The organism is Yersinia vastinensis (genome assembly GCF_044905075.1).
Classification (GTDB): domain Bacteria; phylum Pseudomonadota; class Gammaproteobacteria; order Enterobacterales; family Enterobacteriaceae; genus Yersinia; species Yersinia vastinensis.
The window spans coordinates 4087052-4106365 of the sequence record NZ_CP173260.1 but is presented as its reverse complement, the minus strand read 5'-3'; the positions used below and the strand labels follow the sequence as shown (position 1 = coordinate 4106365).

Genomic DNA, 19314 nt, shown 5'->3' with positions numbered 1-19314 from the left:
TCGATAAACCGGCGGGGCTTAGTGTTTTAAGGAACTGATATGTCTGCACTTCATCTATCCCCGGTATTCCCGGCAAACGAGCAGCGCATTATCCGGCGAGCCCTGCGCTTGCTGGAGAAATATCAACGCCAGCCGGGTGAACAGTTTACCGCCACCAGTGTTGCTAAAAGCTGGGTACAGTTACAACTGGCTAGCGAGGAGCGGGAGGTATTTCTCGTGATGTACCTTGATAACCAACATTGCCTGCTGGGGCACGAAGCGTTGTTTACAGGCTCCATCAACCATACCGAAGTACATCCCCGTGAGCTGGTGAAAGCGGCTCTGCGCCACAACGCCGCTGCAGTAATTCTGGCGCACAACCATCCGTCAGGTACGACAGAAATCAGCCAGCAGGACAAACATGTTACTCAGCAGATTGTAAAAGCGTTGGCACTGGTCGAAGTGCGAGTGCTGGATCATCTTGTGGTTGGGAATGAAGTGGTTTCTTTTGCTGAGCAGGGGTTGCTTTAAACGGAGGTTTTCATGCCATTAACACCACCTCATGAATGGGGTTTACAAAGCGATATCACCCCACAATTTGGCGCAAGATTGGTTCAGGAAGGTAACCGGCTGCATTACCTAGCTGACAGGGCTGGGTTGACGGGGAGCTTTAGCCCGGAGCAATTACAGAAACTGGATCAGGCTTTCCCACTGTTTATAGATCAACTGGAAGCAATGCTGCATTCCGGTGAGCTAAATCCACACCAGCAACATCAGGTGACCATTCAGCTTGCGAGTTTAACCTGCATAGCTGATACCCGTGGTAGTTGCGGCTACGTTTACATTTCTATTTATCCAACCCAATAACACCTTCTCTCTTCTTCTATTATCAGGATTCAACTCATGCACATTTCATCTGTACCGGCCACGGTGCCGGTTTCGGCTCGCCTGTCGCCCGTGCAGGTCTGGCAGCAACTGTTAACGTATCTGCTGGATCACCATTACGGACTGACGTTTAACGACACGCCATTCCACAACGACGCGGCCATTCAGGAACATATTGAAGCGGGAATAACACTTGCTGATGCAGTGAATTTCCTGGTGGAACGCTATGAACTGGTGCGCACTGATCGTAAGGGTTTCACATGGCAGGAGCAGACACCATTCCTGACTGCTACCGATATTCTCAGAGCAAGACGTGCTACCGGGCTGATGAATACGTAAATTTTTCGATCCTCATTCCTGATTTTTATCTCTGCACTTTCCACTCTTTTTATTCATCGCATAATGCGCCTGCCACTCCCGGCAGGCGTGTTTGCTTTTATGGACGATTAGCGATGCAAACAGAACCCGACGTGTTGACGGAACACAATGAACTCATCCTTTCGACCAGTATCGAGCGCATTGTCACTGGTCGCGATTCTGCACTGATGCAGATTACACAAATCATCGAGCAGCTTGATGCTATTTCCCGGTTAACCTCAGAAATCGGCGGTGGTACAGCGCAAGACTGGGCGATGAAGGCTGGACACCGCTACGACAGTTGGCTGACAGAAAAGGCTGATAAAGCGATGCCTGCGATCACTCGCAATATCGATCGCAGTATCTGGCGCAATTTAATGTTGAAGTCTGGCATGATGGCCTTGATGGATGCTCAGGCTCGCGATCAGTGGCATAAGAACCTAGAGGAGGGGGAGCTTCCTGCAATCAGCGAGGCGAATATCCTCAGTACCTTTGAGCGGTTGCATCTGAATAAAATAGATGTATTTGAGCGTGGGATCATCAATGTTTTCAGAGGATTGTCATGGGATTATAAAACTAATAGTCCCTGCAGGTTCGGTAAGAAGATCATCATTAACAACCTGGTGAAGCATAACCGCTGGGGATTCAGTCTTAACTGGGGCTGGCGGCGAGACCAACTGGCTGACTTGGAGAGAATGCTGTTCCTGCTGGATGGTAAACCTATCCCTGACAATCGTGGCGATATCTCTACTCGATTGATGGAACATATTCGTGATAACTCGGCGAAGGAGGTTTACGAAGATGAGTTCTTCAGTATTCGTTACTTTCAGAAGGGGACGGTGCACTTGATCTTCAAGCGCTTGGAGTTGGTTGAGAGGATGAACGACATCATCGCTAAACACTACCCGGGAATGCTAGCGTAATAGTTACGGAGAGTTTTGACGCCCTTGGATAACAAGCATATGATCCGTCGTAATTTCTTTTCTTCTTGAAGGGACGGGTATGGCTAACAGAATGTGGATGATTCGCGGCGATGGCGGCAAGCTCTATGATGACTTTCGCGATAGACAAATCGTAGGTATTGGTTGGCCGCAGCTGGCTCCCTTGGTTAAACCTGGTCTGTCCCGAGCGCAGCTACTCGCGTTATATCAGGAAGCCGATCCGTTAACCAAGCTGGGGACTGCCCGTTCGGGTGCATCGCAAGTCTGGCGTTTTGTGAATGAAATTCAGAAAGGTGACTGGGTCATTACATATTCTCCTGCTAACCGTACTTACCTGTTAGGTAAAGTAATATCCGACTTCCAGTATCATCCCGAATGGATTGAAGATGGAATGGGGATTGCCCGGCAGGTCAAATGGAACGGAGAAGAGATTGAGCGTGACAGGCTGTCTACCGCAACCAAAAATACATTGGGTTCCACGCTTACTGTTTTCCAGCTTCCGGAATATGCATTAGAAGAGCTGCTACAGGATAAGAAACCCGCAGCTGATGCTGTTACTCAGACTTCCATTACACTGGATGAAGATGAAGTGATTTCTGATCCACTCCGTGATATGGAAATGCTGGCGTTTGAGGGCATTAAAGATCGAATCAATTCTCTCGATTGGGATGAGATGCAAAATCTTGTTGCTGGAGTCTTACGCAGCATGGGTTATAAAACGCAGGTTTCTCCAGCAGGAGCCGATCGCGGTAAGGATATCATTGCTTCGCCTGATGGATTTGGTTTCGAAAATCCGCGCATTATCGTTGAGGTGAAACATCGTAGAGAGCAGATGGGAAGCCAACAAATTCGTAGCTTTATTGGTGGTCGTCATAAAGATGATCGTGGACTCTATGTCAGTACCGGCGGCTTTAGTAAAGATGCTCGCTATGAGGCCGATCGCTCGACGATTCCTCTGACTCTTTGGACACTTGATGATCTAGTTCGGGCGCTCATTGAAAATTACGAGCAAGTTGATATTGAGACCAAACTTTTGGTTCCTCTGAAGAAAACATTCTTACCTGCTTAGCCCTTGTCTTGGTCGCTATATTGGTGTTGTATTGATATGGCTTTGTGCACGCTGGCTGTGTCTGATTTTTGTACGGATCGTCATTTGTGGGTACAAGTGCGGGTACAAATACCTAGCGCTATAAATAAAAAATATTGAAATCAGTTAGTTGATTGGCATGTGCGAGTCCGGCCTTCGCCTTTTCGTTCGATTTAAAAGGAATTGCTGCTTTTATTTTCAGATGAGTACAAAACTGTTACTAGAGGCTCCCTTATCCGCCAGCACCGCTTTTGGGCGGGATTTCAGACAACCACTTGTATGAATAATACCAATCCGGTTGAGTAAGGTTTTCGCATATTGACTTTCGTGGGCCTGCCCACCGCTCAAGCAGAAGCTGGGGGGTAAACCTGCGGCATCTGTCGCCAGATGGATTTTTGTGCCAATACCGCCGCGAGAGCGACCTAGCTCATGATTATCGGGTTCATCGGGATTTTTTTCGATCCGACTGCCGCTTTCAGTGCTCAAATGTTACTGCCATCAGGTGCGATAACACCCCAGTCAATTAACGACGTTTCATCCAAAATATGTAGTAATTTATTGAAAATACTATTTATTTTTCAGGTTTTAGACCACCAATGAAAGCGGTTGAAAATAGTTTTCCAGTGACCATAGCGTTCGGCTAAACCTCGCCATGGAACATCGGAGCAAAGAACCCCAAAATACCATTCATGACGTGCTTGTGTGCAAAGTTGGAGCGTCCGCCTCTGGAAGTGCCTTTTTCAGGTGGTAGCATGCGTGAAATCAGCGCCCAAGTATCATTCGGAAAATCGTAACGAGCCAAATTGAAGGGCTTTTGCAGTTAAACCATGTGCTAGATTGAACAAAAAATAGTTAAGGGACACACTCTAGGGTGGGTCGAAATATATCTCTGATCATATCTTATCCTTAATATGTTTTTATATATTCCGCATTGCTTACTGTATCAGGACATATAAATACCACCTTTAAAAAATGCTATATATCAACACTGAAAATTAACTTATTAAAAGGAACTATTTGACCGTACGGCAAATACCACCTGTACATAAAGCAAAATTTAAAAATTTACGGGCGGGTTCAATTCTTGTTGATAAAATTAAATTTTGTATTGTCATCTTAGTGATAAATGAGTTAATAAATAAGAAAAACTTTATCAAAAAATAACAGGAAAACGACTCTTTTGAATTCGTATCAGACAACTCCATGATGGAACGTAATCATATACAGAAAATCAGAGCTGGCGAGAATGTGTTGTCAGCGGTAACCTGCCGTATAGAGTGGATATTCGATACCTTTTCTCAGGTTTGCCTGTCTTTTTCCGGCGGTAAAGACTCAACCGTTCTGTTTCATCTCGTCGCCACGATTGCCCGCAGGAAACGTCGGCGTTTCTCTGTTCTGTTTATCGACTGGGAGGCGCAGTATCAGAACACAATTGAACATGTGCAGAAAATGCAGGAATTGCACCGTGATGTGACGGAGACATTTTTCTGGGTGGCACTCCCACTGACTACTGTGAACGGCGTTTCACAGTTTCAACCCGAGTGGGTGTGCTGGGAACCGGACATGGAGTGGGTTCGGCAGCCACCGGAAGATGCCATTACCGATATGACATATTTTCCCTTTTATCGATATGCCATGACATTTGAAGAGTTTATCCCGGCATTTTCAGCCTGGTTCACGCAGAATCAGTGTGGTGTAGCTGTGCTGACCGGTGTTCGTGCGGATGAATCCTTGAACAGGTTTCTAGGCCTTACTTGCCAGCGTAAGCTTCGCTATGCGGATGACAAACCTTGGACCACCGCCTCGCCCGCGGGCTTTTATTATACGATGTATCCTCTGTATGACTGGAAAGCCCGGGACATCTGGATTTATCACGCCCGAACAGGTGCTATTTATAATCCGTTGTATGATCTGATGTATAGGGCCGGTGTTCCCCTGCGTAATATGCGTGTCTGTGAACCGTTTGGACCCGAACAGCGCCTTGGACTATGGCTTTACCATGTTCTGGAGCCGGAGACTTGGGGCAGAATGTGTGCCCGTGTATCCGGAGCGGTCAGCGGGGCTATCTATGCCAATGAAAGTGGCGCTTATTTTGCCTTGCGCAAACGTATCTCCAAACCGGCACATCATACCTGGCGCAGCTATGCCATGTTTCTGCTGAATGCCATGCCAGAAAAAACGGCTGAACATTACCGGAACAAGATAGCGGTATATCTGCGCTGGTCTCAAACGCACGGTTACCCGGACGATATTCCAGATGAACAGGATAATGATCTGAGAAGCAAGGATATCCCCTCCTGGCGGCGAATATGCAAGACGTTGATTAAAAATGATTTCTGGTGCCGGACTCTGTCCTTTAGCCCTAATAAACCCCGGCATTACGAACGTTATCGGGAGCGTATGAAACAAAGGAGGAAAGAATGGGGGATAATGTGACCTTGGAGCAGATAGCCGAATTAATTACCCGGTATTTCAGCCAGCATGAATCTGATGAAGAAAAGGTCGCTGCCATGAATTATCTCCGTACAACACTTCATGAACTCAGTCCTTTTACCCGGGAGCCAGTAGACCTAGTGCTATGGGTGAAAGCCGATGCAGTAGTGGCCAATGATTACAATCCCAACATTATGGCGGCAGGTGAGAAAAAACTACTACAGCGCTCACTGCAGGAGGACGGCTTTACTCAGCCCGTCGTAGTCTCCGAAGATAAAGGGAATTATCTGGTTGTGGATGGTTTTCACCGACAGTTACTGGGCAGACGCGAGTCCGGAGCAGGAGAGCGTCTGAAAGGTTGGCTTCCTGTCACCTGTATCAATCCTGAACGGAAGGGACAGGCTGAGCGGATAGCTTCTACCATCAGGCATAACCGTGCCAGGGGAAAACATCAAATAATGTCCATGTCAGATATTGTCAGGGACCTAGCTCGGCTCGGATGGACGGATGAGCGTATTGGTCAGGAACTGGGTATGGACAGAGACGAGGTTCTGCGTCTGAAACAGATAAGCGGGCTTACCGAACTGTTTGAAGAAGAGGACTTCAGCCCTGCCTGGACGGTTCGCTAAAATGTGAACAGTACATTCAATAGTATTGGTATTTTACGCTTGGAGACGTGATTAACGAAGGAAGCAAAAAGGCTTTTCTCAGATTGAAACATACACATTAAAGCGCTCCGGTTTTCCTGGAGAGTATTTTTGCCTGAGTAATCAGGCTGCCACTCTACGTCACTCAGTCGCTGTGTATAAGGCAGCGACACATATTATGACCCTTTGTTGCTGTGATGGATGGCCCCGTTCATGTGTCTGGCCCACATCGCATGTTCCAATGCATCTAGGGCGAACGAAGTTTCCATCGCGGATGAGACCCGCCAACCGACTCACTGTTCCTGTCATTGCGGGAATGGCCTTTTTGTTTATTCCACGGGGCACCAACCCACATAGCAATAGTGTGTATTGATGTTGTTCACTAAGCAGAAGTAACGGTTTTTTGTGATCAGCTAGCGATTTTATCGTGATCATACTTGTATGGTAGTATGCGAGTTGAGTAAATTCTTTACATCGCAAAAGAGATGTAAGGAACAAAAAATGAAGATTGTAGCGGCTGAAGTCTTTGTCACCTGTCCAGGGCGTAACTTTGTCACCCTGAAAATTACGACCGAAGATGGTATTACCGGTTTAGGTGACGCGACGTTGAATGGGCGTGAACTGTCTGTTGCGTCGTACCTGAAAGATCACCTGTGTCCTCAGCTTGTCGGCCGTGATGCGCATCGTATCGAAGATATCTGGCAGTTCTTTTACAAAGGCGCTTACTGGCGTCGTGGTCCAGTCACCATGTCGGCTATCTCTGCTGTCGATATGGCGCTGTGGGATATCAAAGCGAAAGCGGCCAATATGCCACTGTATCAATTGTTAGGTGGTGCATCCCGCGAGGGGGTTATGGTTTATTGCCATACCACCGGCCATACCGTTGATGATGTGTTGGAAGATTACGCACGTCATAAAGAGATGGGGTTTAAAGCAATCCGCGTGCAGTGCGGTGTTCCGGGCATGAAAACGACTTACGGTATGTCGAAGGGGAAAGGGCTGGCTTACGAGCCTGCAACCAAGGGGCAATGGCCGGAAGAACAGTTGTGGTCAACCGAGAAGTACCTCGACTTTACACCAAAACTGTTTGAAGCCGTACGCAATGAGTTCGGCTTTAATGAGCACCTTTTGCACGACATGCATCACCGCCTGACGCCCATTGAGGCTGCGCGTTTTGGTAAGAGCATCGAGGACTATCGGCTATTTTGGATGGAAGATCCGACACCTGCTGAAAATCAGGAGTGTTTCCGCTTGATCCGTCAGCATACCGTCACCCCAATCGCTGTTGGTGAAGTCTTTAACAGCATATGGGATTGCAAGCAGTTGATTGAAGAACAACTGATTGACTACATCCGTACCACGATTACCCACGCAGGCGGTATCACCGGCATGCGCCGTATTGCTGACTTCGCCTCCTTATATCAGGTTCGTACAGGTTCGCATGGCCCGTCCGACCTCTCTCCAGTTTGCATGGCTGCTGCTCTGCACTTTGATCTGTGGGTACCCAATTTCGGTGTTCAGGAATACATGGGATATTCCGAACAAATGCTGGAAGTCTTTCCACACAACTGGACGTTTGATAACGGCTATATGCATCCGGGAGATAAGCCAGGCCTCGGTATTGAGTTCGATGAAAAACTGGCAGCGAAATATCCGTATGAACCAGCCCATTTACCCGTGGCCCGTCTGGAAGATGGCACGTTGTGGAACTGGTAATTAACGATTCAGTAGTGAATACAGGAGAATAAACATGGACTTCATTAACGATCATTTCATGATCGGCAATGAAGTCGGTGTTCGGCTGTATCAGGACGTCGCAAAAGATCTGCCGATCATCGATTATCATTGTCATCTTGAAGCAAAAGATATTTACGAAAATAAATCATTTGAAGATATTACCCAACTCTGGCTAGCGGGCGACCATTATAAATGGCGAGCAATGCGCGCTAACGGTATTAATGAACGCTTTATTACTGGAGACGCCAGCGCAGAAGAGAAATTCCGTGCTTGGGCTGAAACCGTGGAGGCCGCATTCGGTAACCCGCTTTATCACTGGACGCACTTAGAGCTGAGTAAATACTTTGACTGCAATATAAATCTCGATAGTCAGAACTGGCGTGAAGTTATGGCGCACTGTAACCGGCTTATTAAGCACAGTGATTTTAAACCGCGCCGCCTTATGGAACGGTCAAATGTCGAGGTTATTTGTACGACCGATGCTCCGCTGGACTCTCTGGAATATCATCGCCTGTTACAGCAGGATCAAACCTTTTTAATTAAGGTATTACCGACATTTCGGCCCGATGATGTTTTTAATGAAAAAGCGACTGAATTTGCCCTCTTTATTAAAAAACTCGCTCAGTTAACTGACGTCAGGATAAATACCTTTAATCAATTTTCCGATGCAATAGGTAAACGTATTGACTGGTTTCATGAAGTGGGTTGCCGTATTTCCGACCATGGCCCGCTAAATATTCAATACAAAGTTTGTTCGCCGGAAGATGTGAACTCTCTTTTTTCTCGTAAAGCCGGGGGGCAATCTCTGACTGACGAGGAAGAAATACAGCTCAATAGCGCTATTTTCATCATGCTCTCCGCGCACTACAAAGCTAGAAATTGGGCTATGCAGATTCATTTTGGTGCCATTCGTAATAATAACAGCCGAATGTGTCAGCAAGTGGGGATTAATTCCGGTTTTGATTCGATAAACGATCAAGTGCATCTGGCATCATCCCTTAATCAATTGTTGGACGCGATGGTACAAGCAAACGCGTTGCCAAAAACCATCCTTTATAACCTTAATGCCAGTTACAACGATGTTGTTGCGACAACTATCGCTAATTTCCAGAGTGCAGAGCATGGGGTGAAATCTCCGATGCAGTTTGGTTCAGGCTGGTGGTTTAACGACACGCGTCGGGGTATGGAAAATCAGCTTAATAGTCTTGCTGACCAAGGGTTGCTCATGCATTTCGTTGGCATGCTGACCGATTCCCGCAGTTTCGTTTCTTATACCCGACATGACTATTTTCGCAGGATCCTTTGCAACCTTATCGGTGGGTGGGTTGAGAAAGGTGAAATACCAAATAATAAAGAAGTTCTGACGCGAATGATCAGAAACATTTGTCACGCTAACGCTAATAACTATTTCAACTTCTAATACTCTTCCCTGTGAGGATAGAACATGACTCGTACCAACCGCAAAATTACCATTCCGGTCAGTATTGGATATGGTCTGACGGATATTATGGGTGGCGGCGCATTTACCGTTATTGGCGCCTGGTTACTTTTCTTTTATACCACCTTTGTCGGTTTATCTCCGGTCGAGGCGGCGTCAATTGTCGCGATTGCGAGGATCGTTGATGCCATTGTCAGTTTATTTATGGGATCTTTTACTGACCACTTTTATAAAAATGCATTGGGTAAAAGATTTGGCAGAAGGCGCTTCTTTTTACTTATCGGCGCGCCATTAATGCTGGTTTATATTTTGCTGTGGGTAACTGGAATGAGTTTCTGGTTTTACCTTACGGTATATCTGGCATTCGAAATCATTGCAGCAGTAGTGTTAATTCCATGGGAGACTCTGCCCTCGGAAATGACGAAGGATTTTAATTCCCGAACTAAACTCTCGACTTGCCGTATGTTCCTCTCTGCATCAGGTACATTTCTGGCCACCTTTATTCCTGGTCTGTTAATTGGTCATTTTGGTGAGCACGATCCAAATGCCTATTTTATTAATGGCGTAGTTTTTGCGGTTCTGTTCATGCTGTGTGTGTTTATTTCTTGGAAAGTAACATGGGAGCGCGAATTAACTCCGGAGATGTTGCAAGAATTGGAACGCAGCAATCAGCCAAAAACGTTCAGTGAAAAATTAGTCATGGTTGGGGGGCTATTTAAGGAATATGGTTCGACATTAAAGGTTCGCGCCTTCAGAAAACATCTGGCCATATATCTGTTTTCCTTTACCGCAAAAGATGTCTACAACACGGTGTTTGTTTTCTTCTGTGTTTACTGCCTGAATGTTTCTTCATCGCTGGCCGGTACGCTGCTGTCGATGAGTATTGTTGGTCTGCCGGTCACTTTGTTAGCGGGGGTGGCTATCATTAAATACGGTCCTTCTCGTCTGTATGTCTTCGCATACACATTGATGATGTTGTGCCTGGCCGGTTTGTTCATGGTTTACCAGTTCCCGATGGGAAACAAAGTGACGGTGTTGTTGATTTTGGCGGCGTTGTATCAAGTTGGTCGTTGTGTGTTGGAGTTCACCCCGTGGAACGTGTTTCCTTTCATTCCAGATATTGATGAGATGATCACTCGCCAGCGCCGCGAAGGTTTGTTTGCTGCGGTGATGACTTTCTCGCGTAAAACGACGGTTGCCATCGCCACCTTCATTGTGGGTCTGATGCTACAGAATGGTGGATTTGAGAAGGGGAGTTTGGTGCAGCCTGAGCAGGCGATCAACACCATCGCAACACTATTGTTTGCCGGAACCGCAGGTTTACTGCTGCTGGCACTATGGCAGGCGGTGACATTCCACTTGAACAAACGCACGCACAAAATCTTTGTTGATGAAGTGGACCGTTTGAAAGCTCATGGCCTGAAACAGGATGTAGAACCAGAGACTCGGCGGATTGTTGAAGATTTAACCGGTTACTCTTATGACGCACTGTGGTGCGACGCGGATGATACGGTGGCTAAAGCAGCCAAGTCGGCTACAACGTTGAGTTAATACAGTGCCCCCCTGATGGAAAGTTAGGGGGGCATATAACTTAAAAATGATGTTATGCCCATGACGAAAAACGTCATTCAAATTTGTACATGTAACCATAAAGGCGTTTCCCTAAAGACGTCCTGACTCATTATAAAGTAGGCCATACAATGCAAAACAAGCTCTTAACGGCAAAGGCGACACTTCCTGGCTATGATCGCACTAAGCTGGTTCCACGTATTGTTCATCTTGGTTTTGGTGCATTTCACCGTGCTCACCAAGGAGTGTATACCGATATTCTGGCTACTGAGCACCACAGCGACTGGGGCTATTGCGAAATTAACTTGATCGGCGGTGAACAGCAGATTGCTGATCTGAAACAGCAGGATAACCTTTATACCGTAGCGGAAATGTCGGCGGATGCGTGGACAGCAAGAGTGGTTGGCGTGGTGACGAATGCGCTGCATGCAGAAGTTGATGGATTGGAATCAGTACTGAATGCGCTGTGCGAACCGCAGGTTGCTATTGTGTCGCTGACAATTACGGAGAAAGGGTACTGTCATTCCCCGGCAACCGGTCAATTGATGTTAGATCATCCGATGATCGCAGCTGATCTACAAAACCGCAAGCAACCAAAAACGGCACTCGGCGTGGTGGTTGAAGCACTGGCACGCCGTAAAGCGGCAGGTTTACCGGCATTTACCGTAATGTCCTGCGACAACATGCCTGAAAATGGTCATGTCGTGCGTAACGTGGTCACCGCTTATGCCCGTGCCATTGATGCTGAATTAGCGGCGTGGATCGAGCAGAACGTCACTTTCCCTTCCACGATGGTTGATCGGATTGTGCCAGCGGTAACGGCAGACACACTGGATAAAATTGAGCAACTAACCGGCGTTCGAGATCCCGCGGGTGTGGCATGTGAGCCATTCCGTCAGTGGGTAATTGAAGATAATTTTGTCGCGGGCCGCCCTGAGTGGGAAAAAGCAGGTGCAGAACTGGTCGCTGATGTTATTCCTTTTGAAGAGATGAAATTGCGCATGCTCAACGGAAGTCACTCCTTTCTCGCATATCTGGGGTATCTGGCGGGCTATCAACATATTAACGACTGTATGGGTGACGAAAATTATCGTCTGACCGCGCGAGCATTAATGCTGCAAGAACAGGCCCCGACGCTGAAAGTACAGGGGGTGGATCTTGAGCGTTATGCTGATCTGCTGATTGATCGTTACTGTAACCCAGCGCTACGCCATCGCACTTGGCAAATAGCAATGGACGGTAGCCAAAAGCTTCCTCAACGTATGTTGGACTCTATTTGCTGGCATTTGGCACATAATAGCGGTTTCGAGTTGCTGGCTCTGGGGGTCGCGGGTTGGATGCGTTATGTCGGTGGGGTAGATGAACAAGGCCATGCAATTGAAATCAGTGATCCTCTGCTACCAGTGATTCAAAAAGTGGTACAAGAAAGTGACGAAGGTGAAAACCGTGTTCAGGCACTGCTGGATATTGATGCAATTTTTGGCAATCAACTTCCGCACATTGAACTGTTCACGAAGAGAGTGAAAGAGGCGTATCTGTTACTTTTGGCGGAAGGCGCAAAAGCGACCGTTGCAAAATATGCCGCAAAGCTGTAATCAGCAGATGATAAATACCGCCTTTGGGCGGTATTAATGCCATTATTCTTCGCTAAACCAGTCGCTGTTTTCTTGACGAATCAACTGAACAGACTCACTGATCTCCTGCAGATGTATTGTCATTGCTCGCTCTACTGCATCACCGTCATGCTTTTCAAGGGCAGTAAAAATGTCCAGATGCTGGCGCAGTAGCATCTCTGGCGGGGAAACATGATCCAAGCTCATATAGCGGACTCGATCAATTGTCGCTTTAATGTTTTCGATGGTGTCCCATGCCAATTGGCAGTCAGCAATAGTTGCTAGTTGCTGGTGAAAATCATCATCTAGCTCGAAAAAATCATTAATCTGCTTGCGGTCGATGGCAACGCGTTGCTGGTTAAGATTCTGCTCCAGTTGGTAGCATTGGCTGTCGGTTATCATCGATGCTGCACGACGAACAACTGCACATTCAATTGCTTGACGAACAAAACAGCCGTTACGCACCTGCGATAACGAAATTTTGTTTACATAGCTGCCGCGCTGAGGACGAATTTGGATCAGACCGTTCTCCGCCAGTTTGATAAATGCCTCACGCACCGGCTGGCGAGACACACTAAAACGGACAGAAATCTCTTTTTCAGAAAGCGGCGTGCCCGGTGCAATAAGGCAATGCACGATGTCCCGACGAAGAATTCGATAAATCTGCTGATTTACGGGCTGTGTAGGATTAAGTTGCGTTTCGACAGTCATTCATTCTTACTGTTTAGTGAGTTAACGCTGTGATTCTACCACTCTTTTGCCAGAACAGGGCAGCCCGACAGTCGCAAATCGAAAACTCGGCTTTTCAGACCCGGTGGTGACCATTCTCCGAGCACATAAAGAGAAATATTATCTCTTTATGTGCTTCCAGTACAAGATCGCGAAATGGAATGATGGCGATATCTTTATGGCGGAACTGGAATAGAGTGAGGCCAGTCGTAATACTGACGCCGTAATTGGCAGCAATCAATCCCATCATCGTGGTGAGTTGTCGTACTTCCATTTGATAATTGAATCCTTCTCTGCCATCACACAATCTATCGGTATGCTGACGAATACGGGTTCCCGGACAAAAACCAATAAAGGGATACTGACCAATGTCAGCAATATCTACCATTTCGAGTCGTGCTAATGGATGATTGCGATGGCACAGCAGGTAAAATTTATCAGAAAACAGCAGTGTTGAATTAAATGTACTCAACGATGGCTGGCCCGCAGTCAGCGCTAGGTCAGCTTGACCATCTAACAGCGCCTTCAGGCAGCGATCCCACTGTGTGTCTATCAGCTTGATGCGAGTTTCTGGGTGGACAAGGCTGTATTGCACCAAAACTTCTGGTAGCTAAACCTGCCGATTGAAGGATACTAATCAAAATAATATAAAGGGCTTTCTATGGGTGAGGCCCTTATTTTTAAATAGAACTGATTTGGGTTTTAAATTCAGTCAGCCAAATATTGATATCGCTTTGTTTTACAAACTTTTGACAACTTTATACAGCAAACAGACAACTCGACGCATGATAAGATGAATAATCGCTGCACTACTCCTAGAGTCCTGCACAAGAGGTTTTATCATGTTAATAAAACAGGTCGTGAGAATAAAACAGGCCATAACTTTATTCATATTATTTCTACTCCCGCTATTTGTCATGGCCAAGGTAGCTACGCCAGCCGTCACTGTTAAATCAGAACTTTCAGCACCAGTGATGTTGGTCAACAGTGAAGATAAAAACTACCTAAAAGTATCTCTGACGGGTTTTAATCTCGACAGCAAACGTCGTAGCCCCATTAATCTGGCATTGGTGATTGACCGCTCTACCTCAATGACGGGGGACCGTATTGAGAAGGCGCGAGAGGCTGCAATTCTGGCAGTCAATATGCTTGATGCGACTGATACGCTATCGGTGGTGGCCTATGATAACAACGCACAAGTGATTATTCCGGCCTCCAAAGTCAGTAATAAACCCGCTTTGATTGCCAAGATTCAACAGCATATCCACCCAATGGGAATGACAGCCTTATTTGCCGGTGTCAGCAAAGGTATCGGCCAGGTGGATAAAAACCTGAACCCTGAACAAGTGAACCGCATCATTTTGTTGTCTGACGGTCAGGCGAATACCGGCCCAACCTCAATCAGTGAGCTTTCTGATCTGGCTCGTATGGCCGCGAAGAAGGGGATTGCCATCACCACTATCGGTTTGGGCGAAGACTACAACGAAGACCTGATGACGGCTATTGCTGGCTACAGTGATGGTAATCACTCTTTCGTGGCCAACTCTGCCGATTTAGAAAGTGCTTTTACTAAAGAGTTTCAGGATGTGATGTCGGTGGTGGCGCAAGATGTCATCGTCCAGATTAAGACCAACAATCAAGTGAAACCGGTCCGGTTGCTAGGCCGTGACGGCGATATCTCTGGTAACACCGTTAATGTGAAACTAAACCAGCTTTACTCCAATCAGGAGAAATACATTCTGCTGGAAGTAATACCAGAGAAGGGGAGTGATAATCAGAAAAAAAATCTCGCCGATGTCAGTGTCAGTTACCTTAATCTCAGCAGCAAGCAGCAAAATAATATCAATGAGCGGGTTATCGTCAGCTACAGCAAATCGGTAGCTAAGGTGAGTGATGCCGTTTTAGAAGAGGTCTTGGCCGAGTCAGAGATTCAAAAAACGGCGCTTGCCAATGACGAAGCCATCAGGCTTATCGATGCAGGGAATAAGGAGGAGGCGAAGAAAGTATTAGAATCCAATGCTGCTGCATTAGGTTCTATGTCATTCTCCAGCCCTGTCGCCGAGAGAAAAGTGAGAGAGAGCACCACTAAACAACTCAAGCTGGCGGAGGATATTGACAGTAAAGATGCCGCCACCTACCGTAAAGAATTAAAAGAGCAGAACTACAACGTCAAACAGCAGCAGAAGTAACAGTTAACTTTAATACTGAGTCAGTGGGTTGGCTCAGTATCTCCATGGGATGGAACATGAAATCGTCGAGAAGTCTGTTTCTTTTTGCGTTTATCACATTAGTGATTTTTTCCGCGATTGCTTATTTTGGCTATCGTACTCTGACCCATGAAACCTTATTACGTCATTATCAAAATCAACGTTTAGCTCAAAGCCATACTGAGCAAGTCAGTCGTTTTATTTTGGACCTGCTAAATCAAAATGCAGTGCGCCTTAGCTCGATTGCTTCTTATGTTAATGTAGACAGCAAAACGCTCAACGCATTAGTTGCGCAGGAGAGCGGCATTGATGCTCTGTTCGTGCTGAAGAAAAATCAGCTTTTGTTTCCCAATACCGAGGCGGCATTAACGGAGAAGGAAAAAAGCTGGGTGCAGGCCATCACTCCTATCGTGCAGGATCCGAGTTTACTCTACAGTCACCATTTCACCGACGAACAGACCCAACCCACCTCCGGCTGGTACTTTAGCCGTGAAGCGAACGATCCCTTGCTCATTTATTGGCAACAACAGGGCAGCCAGCTTATTGGTTTTAAGGTCCCCTACGTCAAGCTACTGTCTGATGTGATTAACTCACTGGATTTTGACTCTGCACCGAATACATTGCAGGTGCTGGATGATGGGCGCTTACTCTACCAAAATGATCATCAAACGTTGACGAGTGATCGGGTTGCATTGAACTCCCAACACTTGCCTTACCCACTGAACGCCTGGCAGATAGATTATTACGCCAAAGCGGTGAACAGCTCCTCTCTTTACCTCTGGGGTGGGCTGATGTTGGGGTTTCTGATGGCGATTATCGGGTTGGCGATGTTATACCTTTACCGGGAATATACCCGTCAGTTGCGCCTTGCACAGCAGCAGGTCAGTTTTGTCGGGCAGGTTTCTCACGAGCTAAAAACGCCATTGACCAATATTTCTCTGTATGCCGAAATGCTTCAGGAATTACAGCCGGAGGAGAGCACCTCTTCTAGCCCTAGTCAGCGCTATCTTGCAGTGATCCTTAATGAAAGCCAGCGGCTCTCCCGCCTTATTCAAAATATCCTCAGTTTTACCAATGTGCCAAAAGTACACTTACAGCCCGTGGTGTTGCGCCCATTGCTAAACGATATTTACCATGCTTTTACTCCCGCTTTTGCCGCGAAAGATATGGAGTTGGTGTTAATAGTTAATGGCGATATTCACCTCACGACCGATGTCGATCGGCTGACGCAAATTATCAGTAATTTTCTCAGTAACGCTGAAAAATATGCAGCGCAGGGAAAGCGGGTGGAATTGATTGCTGAACAGGCCGACAACAGGGTGCTGATCCGGGTGCGAGACTACGGCAGCGGTATGGCTGCGAAAGAATTGAAAGCTATTTTTCAGCCCTTCTATCGAGTGAAAAGCCACATTACTGAAGGCGTATCAGGGACCGGTATTGGGCTCACCATTGCCAGACAGTTGGCGACCAGTTTGCAGGGCGAAATTTTAGTCAGCAGTGGCCCGACGGGTAGCTGTTTTACCCTTAAACTGCCCATGACACCGGATGAAAAAACCAATATAGGCAAGGAGCCATCAACGTGAAAATATTAATTGCTGAAGATAATGCCCATATCCGCAACGGCCTGATGGAGGTTTTAGCGCATGAAGGCTATCACCCTATTGCAGCCGAAAATGGGGTTCAGGCACTGGCGCTATACCGTCAACAGCAGCCCGATTTTATTATTCTCGATATTATGATGCCGGAGCTTGATGGCTACAAAGTCTGTCGGGAGATCCGCAAACACAACTGGCAGATACCTATCGTCTTTCTGTCAGCTAAGGATGAAGAGATTGATCGAGTGATTGGATTAGAGCTGGGAGCAGATGATTACATCAGTAAACCCTTTGGTATTCATGAGATGCGCGCCAGAATTAAAACTATTGCTCGTCGTTGCCTACGACAGGCACCGCTCTCTGAAGAAGATGCGGGTTTCCCGTTTGGAGATTTGACTGTTATTCCTACTGAGCTGTGCGCTACCCGAGGCGAGCAACGTCTTGAGTTATCACTGCGCGAAGTCAATATTCTGCGTTATCTTTATCAGCACAAAAATCGAGTCGTGACCCGGGATATGCTATTTGATGCCGTATGGGGATACGACCATTTACCGCAGAGCCGGACATTGGATCAGCACATTTCCAAGTTGCGCAAAACCATTGAACTTGACCCAGTGAATCCCGTATTGATTCGAACTGTGCATGGCATTGGTTATCGATATCAAGGCGGTGAATGCAATCATCCCAAACATTCCCAGCATCAAACCCCTGCATGAGTTGAAAGGGATTTACGTCGTGAATAATAACGCGCAGTTTTTATGAGGGAATAGCGGCAGCCAAAACATGTGATCTGCAAAGAGAAAACCAGCGCACTGTGACTATCTCCTTATTGCCAGAGCACCGTTCGCCAAGATTCGTTTCGCCTTGACCAATGACAAGGCGGTTTGGGTATTAGCCACTTTATAATCAGGCCCGTTTTTTTCTTACTGGTGTGAAAGCATGGCTTATCAACTGAATCTTAACTGGCCCGAATTTTTAGAAAAGTACTGGCAAAAACAACCTGTGGTATTAAAAAATGCCTTCCCGAACTTTGTTGATCCTATTACGCCGGATGAACTGGCGGGACTGGCGATGGAAGCGGAGGTTGATAGCCGTTTGGTCAGTCATCAAAATGGTCAGTGGCAGGCCAGTAATGGGCCTTTTGAACATTTTGATAATCTGGGTGAAACCGGCTGGTCATTATTGGCGCAGGCGGTTAATCACTGGCATGCTCCGTCAGCCGAACTGGTGCGCCCATTTCGGGTATTACCGGATTGGCGCTTAGACGACTTAATGATCTCCTTTTCTGTTCCTGGCGGCGGTGTTGGGCCACATATCGATCAATATGATGTTTTTATTATTCAAGGGATGGGCCGCCGCCGTTGGCGCGTGGGTGATAAGTTGCCTCTGAAACAGTTTTGCCCGCATCCGGCATTACTTCACGTTGAACCTTTCACACCGATCATTGATGAAGATTTAGCACCCGGCGACATTTTATATATTCCGCCAGGCTTCCCACACGACGGTTTTACTCATGAAACAGCCTTTAACTACTCAGTCGGTTTTCGTGGGCCAAACGGCAGGGATCTCATCAGTAGTTTTGCTGACTATGTGCTGGAGAACGATCTTGGCAGTGAGCACTATAGCGACCCCGATTTAACCTGTCGGGAACATCCTGGGCGGGTGGAAGATTATGAACTCGATCGTGTGCGTACCATGATGATCGACATGATTAATCAGCCGGAAGAGTTTAAACAGTGGTTTGGCCGCTTCGTAACCACGCCGCGCCATGAGCTTGATATCGCGCCGGCGGAGCCACCTTATGAGCCGAGTGAGATTGTTGACGCCCTCATGCAAGGAGATGCATTGACGCGCCTTGGTGGGTTGCGAGTGCTGCAAGTTGGTGACAGTGTCTTCATCAACAATGAGTGCTTGGACACTGTCGATCCTAAAGCGGCTGACGCGCTGTGCCGCCACACCCTTATTGGGAAAAAGGAACTGGGTGAGTCACTCAACAATCCTGCTTTTGTTGCTGAGTTAACCGAGCTGGTCAATCAGGGCTACTGGTTTTTCGATGAAGCAGATATTAAGTAGTAAGATTTATGGATTGGTGTATTG

Annotated in this window: 18 protein-coding genes; 15 read left to right on the top strand and 3 right to left on the bottom strand. The window is 46.9% G+C overall.

Annotated elements, in window-relative coordinates:
* Positions 1–39 precede the first annotated feature (39 nt).
* From radC to ACIOG0_RS18945, 5 genes are all read left to right on the top strand, one after another.
* Positions 40–510 carry a RadC family protein gene (gene radC / locus ACIOG0_RS18965; protein WP_404704892.1) on the top strand — a complete coding sequence of 157 codons (471 nt, stop codon included), beginning with the start codon at positions 40–42 and terminating at the stop codon, positions 508–510.
* Positions 511–522: 12 nt separating this feature from the next.
* Positions 523–846 (top strand): type IV toxin-antitoxin system YeeU family antitoxin, encoded by a 324-nt coding sequence (locus tag ACIOG0_RS18960; protein ID WP_404704891.1) that lies wholly within the window; start codon positions 523–525, stop codon positions 844–846.
* 36 nt (positions 847–882) lie between these two features.
* A complete protein-coding gene (locus tag ACIOG0_RS18955; protein WP_404704890.1) occupies positions 883–1203 on the top strand; it encodes a TA system toxin CbtA family protein in 321 nt (106 codons plus the stop codon).
* A 113-nt stretch (positions 1204–1316) separates the two neighbouring features.
* The gene (locus ACIOG0_RS18950; RefSeq protein ID WP_404704889.1) at positions 1317–2144 is read left to right on the top strand and encodes a DUF4942 domain-containing protein; all 828 of its coding nucleotides are present in this window, start codon (positions 1317–1319) and stop codon (positions 2142–2144) included.
* Positions 2145–2223: 79 nt separating this feature from the next.
* Positions 2224–3231 carry a restriction endonuclease gene (locus ACIOG0_RS18945; RefSeq protein ID WP_404704888.1) on the top strand — a complete coding sequence of 336 codons (1008 nt, stop codon included), beginning with the start codon at positions 2224–2226 and terminating at the stop codon, positions 3229–3231.
* A gap of 216 nt (positions 3232–3447) precedes the next feature.
* Here ACIOG0_RS18945 and ACIOG0_RS18940 read toward each other — a convergent pair whose 3' ends face one another.
* Entirely contained in the window at positions 3448–3735 is a 288-nt protein-coding gene (locus ACIOG0_RS18940; RefSeq protein ID WP_080991524.1) for a transposase, read from the bottom strand.
* Positions 3736–4452: 717 nt separating this feature from the next.
* Here ACIOG0_RS18940 and ACIOG0_RS18935 point away from each other — a divergent pair.
* The 6 genes from ACIOG0_RS18935 (at position 4453) to ACIOG0_RS18910 (ending at position 12668) form a co-directional block, all read left to right on the top strand.
* Positions 4453–5685, top strand: coding sequence for a phosphoadenosine phosphosulfate reductase (locus ACIOG0_RS18935; protein ID WP_128451337.1), 1233 nt, complete (start codon positions 4453–4455; stop codon positions 5683–5685).
* A complete protein-coding gene (locus tag ACIOG0_RS18930; protein WP_050140922.1) occupies positions 5670–6311 on the top strand; it encodes a ParB/RepB/Spo0J family partition protein in 642 nt (213 codons plus the stop codon). Before ACIOG0_RS18935 ends, ACIOG0_RS18930 begins: the two co-directional genes overlap by 16 nt.
* Before the next feature lie 519 nt (positions 6312–6830).
* On the top strand, positions 6831–8045 hold the full coding sequence (rspA, locus tag ACIOG0_RS18925) for a starvation-sensing protein RspA (RefSeq protein ID WP_050295901.1): 1215 nt from the start codon (positions 6831–6833) through the stop codon (positions 8043–8045).
* 34 nt (positions 8046–8079) lie between these two features.
* Positions 8080–9486 carry a glucuronate isomerase gene (uxaC, locus tag ACIOG0_RS18920; protein ID WP_128451338.1) on the top strand — a complete coding sequence of 469 codons (1407 nt, stop codon included), beginning with the start codon at positions 8080–8082 and terminating at the stop codon, positions 9484–9486.
* Between the two features lie 24 nt (positions 9487–9510).
* Positions 9511–11055, top strand: coding sequence for an MFS transporter (locus tag ACIOG0_RS18915; RefSeq protein WP_050099957.1), 1545 nt, complete (start codon positions 9511–9513; stop codon positions 11053–11055).
* 149 nt (positions 11056–11204) lie between these two features.
* A complete protein-coding gene (locus ACIOG0_RS18910; protein ID WP_128451339.1) occupies positions 11205–12668 on the top strand; it encodes a mannitol dehydrogenase family protein in 1464 nt (487 codons plus the stop codon).
* Between the two features lie 42 nt (positions 12669–12710).
* On the opposite strand, the gene ACIOG0_RS18905 is transcribed toward ACIOG0_RS18910, so the two are convergent.
* The gene (locus tag ACIOG0_RS18905; RefSeq protein WP_050099961.1) at positions 12711–13397 is read right to left on the bottom strand and encodes a GntR family transcriptional regulator; all 687 of its coding nucleotides are present in this window, start codon (positions 13395–13397) and stop codon (positions 12711–12713) included.
* A gap of 94 nt (positions 13398–13491) precedes the next feature.
* Positions 13492–14010, bottom strand: coding sequence for a LysR substrate-binding domain-containing protein (locus tag ACIOG0_RS18900; protein ID WP_230678361.1), 519 nt, complete (start codon positions 14008–14010; stop codon positions 13492–13494).
* A gap of 247 nt (positions 14011–14257) precedes the next feature.
* Here ACIOG0_RS18900 and ACIOG0_RS18895 point away from each other — a divergent pair, with 247 nt between their 5' ends.
* The 4 genes from ACIOG0_RS18895 to ACIOG0_RS18880 all read left to right on the top strand — a co-directional run bounded on the left by ACIOG0_RS18895 (position 14258) and on the right by ACIOG0_RS18880 (position 19290).
* A complete protein-coding gene (locus ACIOG0_RS18895) occupies positions 14258–15604 on the top strand; it encodes a VWA domain-containing protein (protein WP_087770181.1) in 1347 nt (448 codons plus the stop codon).
* 56 nt (positions 15605–15660) lie between these two features.
* Complete coding sequence (locus ACIOG0_RS18890; RefSeq protein WP_128451340.1) at positions 15661–17205, top strand: cell wall metabolism sensor histidine kinase WalK; 1545 nt, start codon at positions 15661–15663, stop codon at positions 17203–17205.
* Positions 17202–17933: a response regulator transcription factor gene (locus ACIOG0_RS18885; RefSeq protein ID WP_050099966.1), complete on the top strand. Its 732-nt coding sequence runs from the start codon at positions 17202–17204 to the stop codon at positions 17931–17933. Before ACIOG0_RS18890 ends, ACIOG0_RS18885 begins: the two co-directional genes overlap by 4 nt.
* Before the next feature lie 223 nt (positions 17934–18156).
* Positions 18157–19290 carry a cupin domain-containing protein gene (locus tag ACIOG0_RS18880; protein ID WP_145581855.1) on the top strand — a complete coding sequence of 378 codons (1134 nt, stop codon included), beginning with the start codon at positions 18157–18159 and terminating at the stop codon, positions 19288–19290.
* Positions 19291–19314 lie beyond the last annotated feature (24 nt).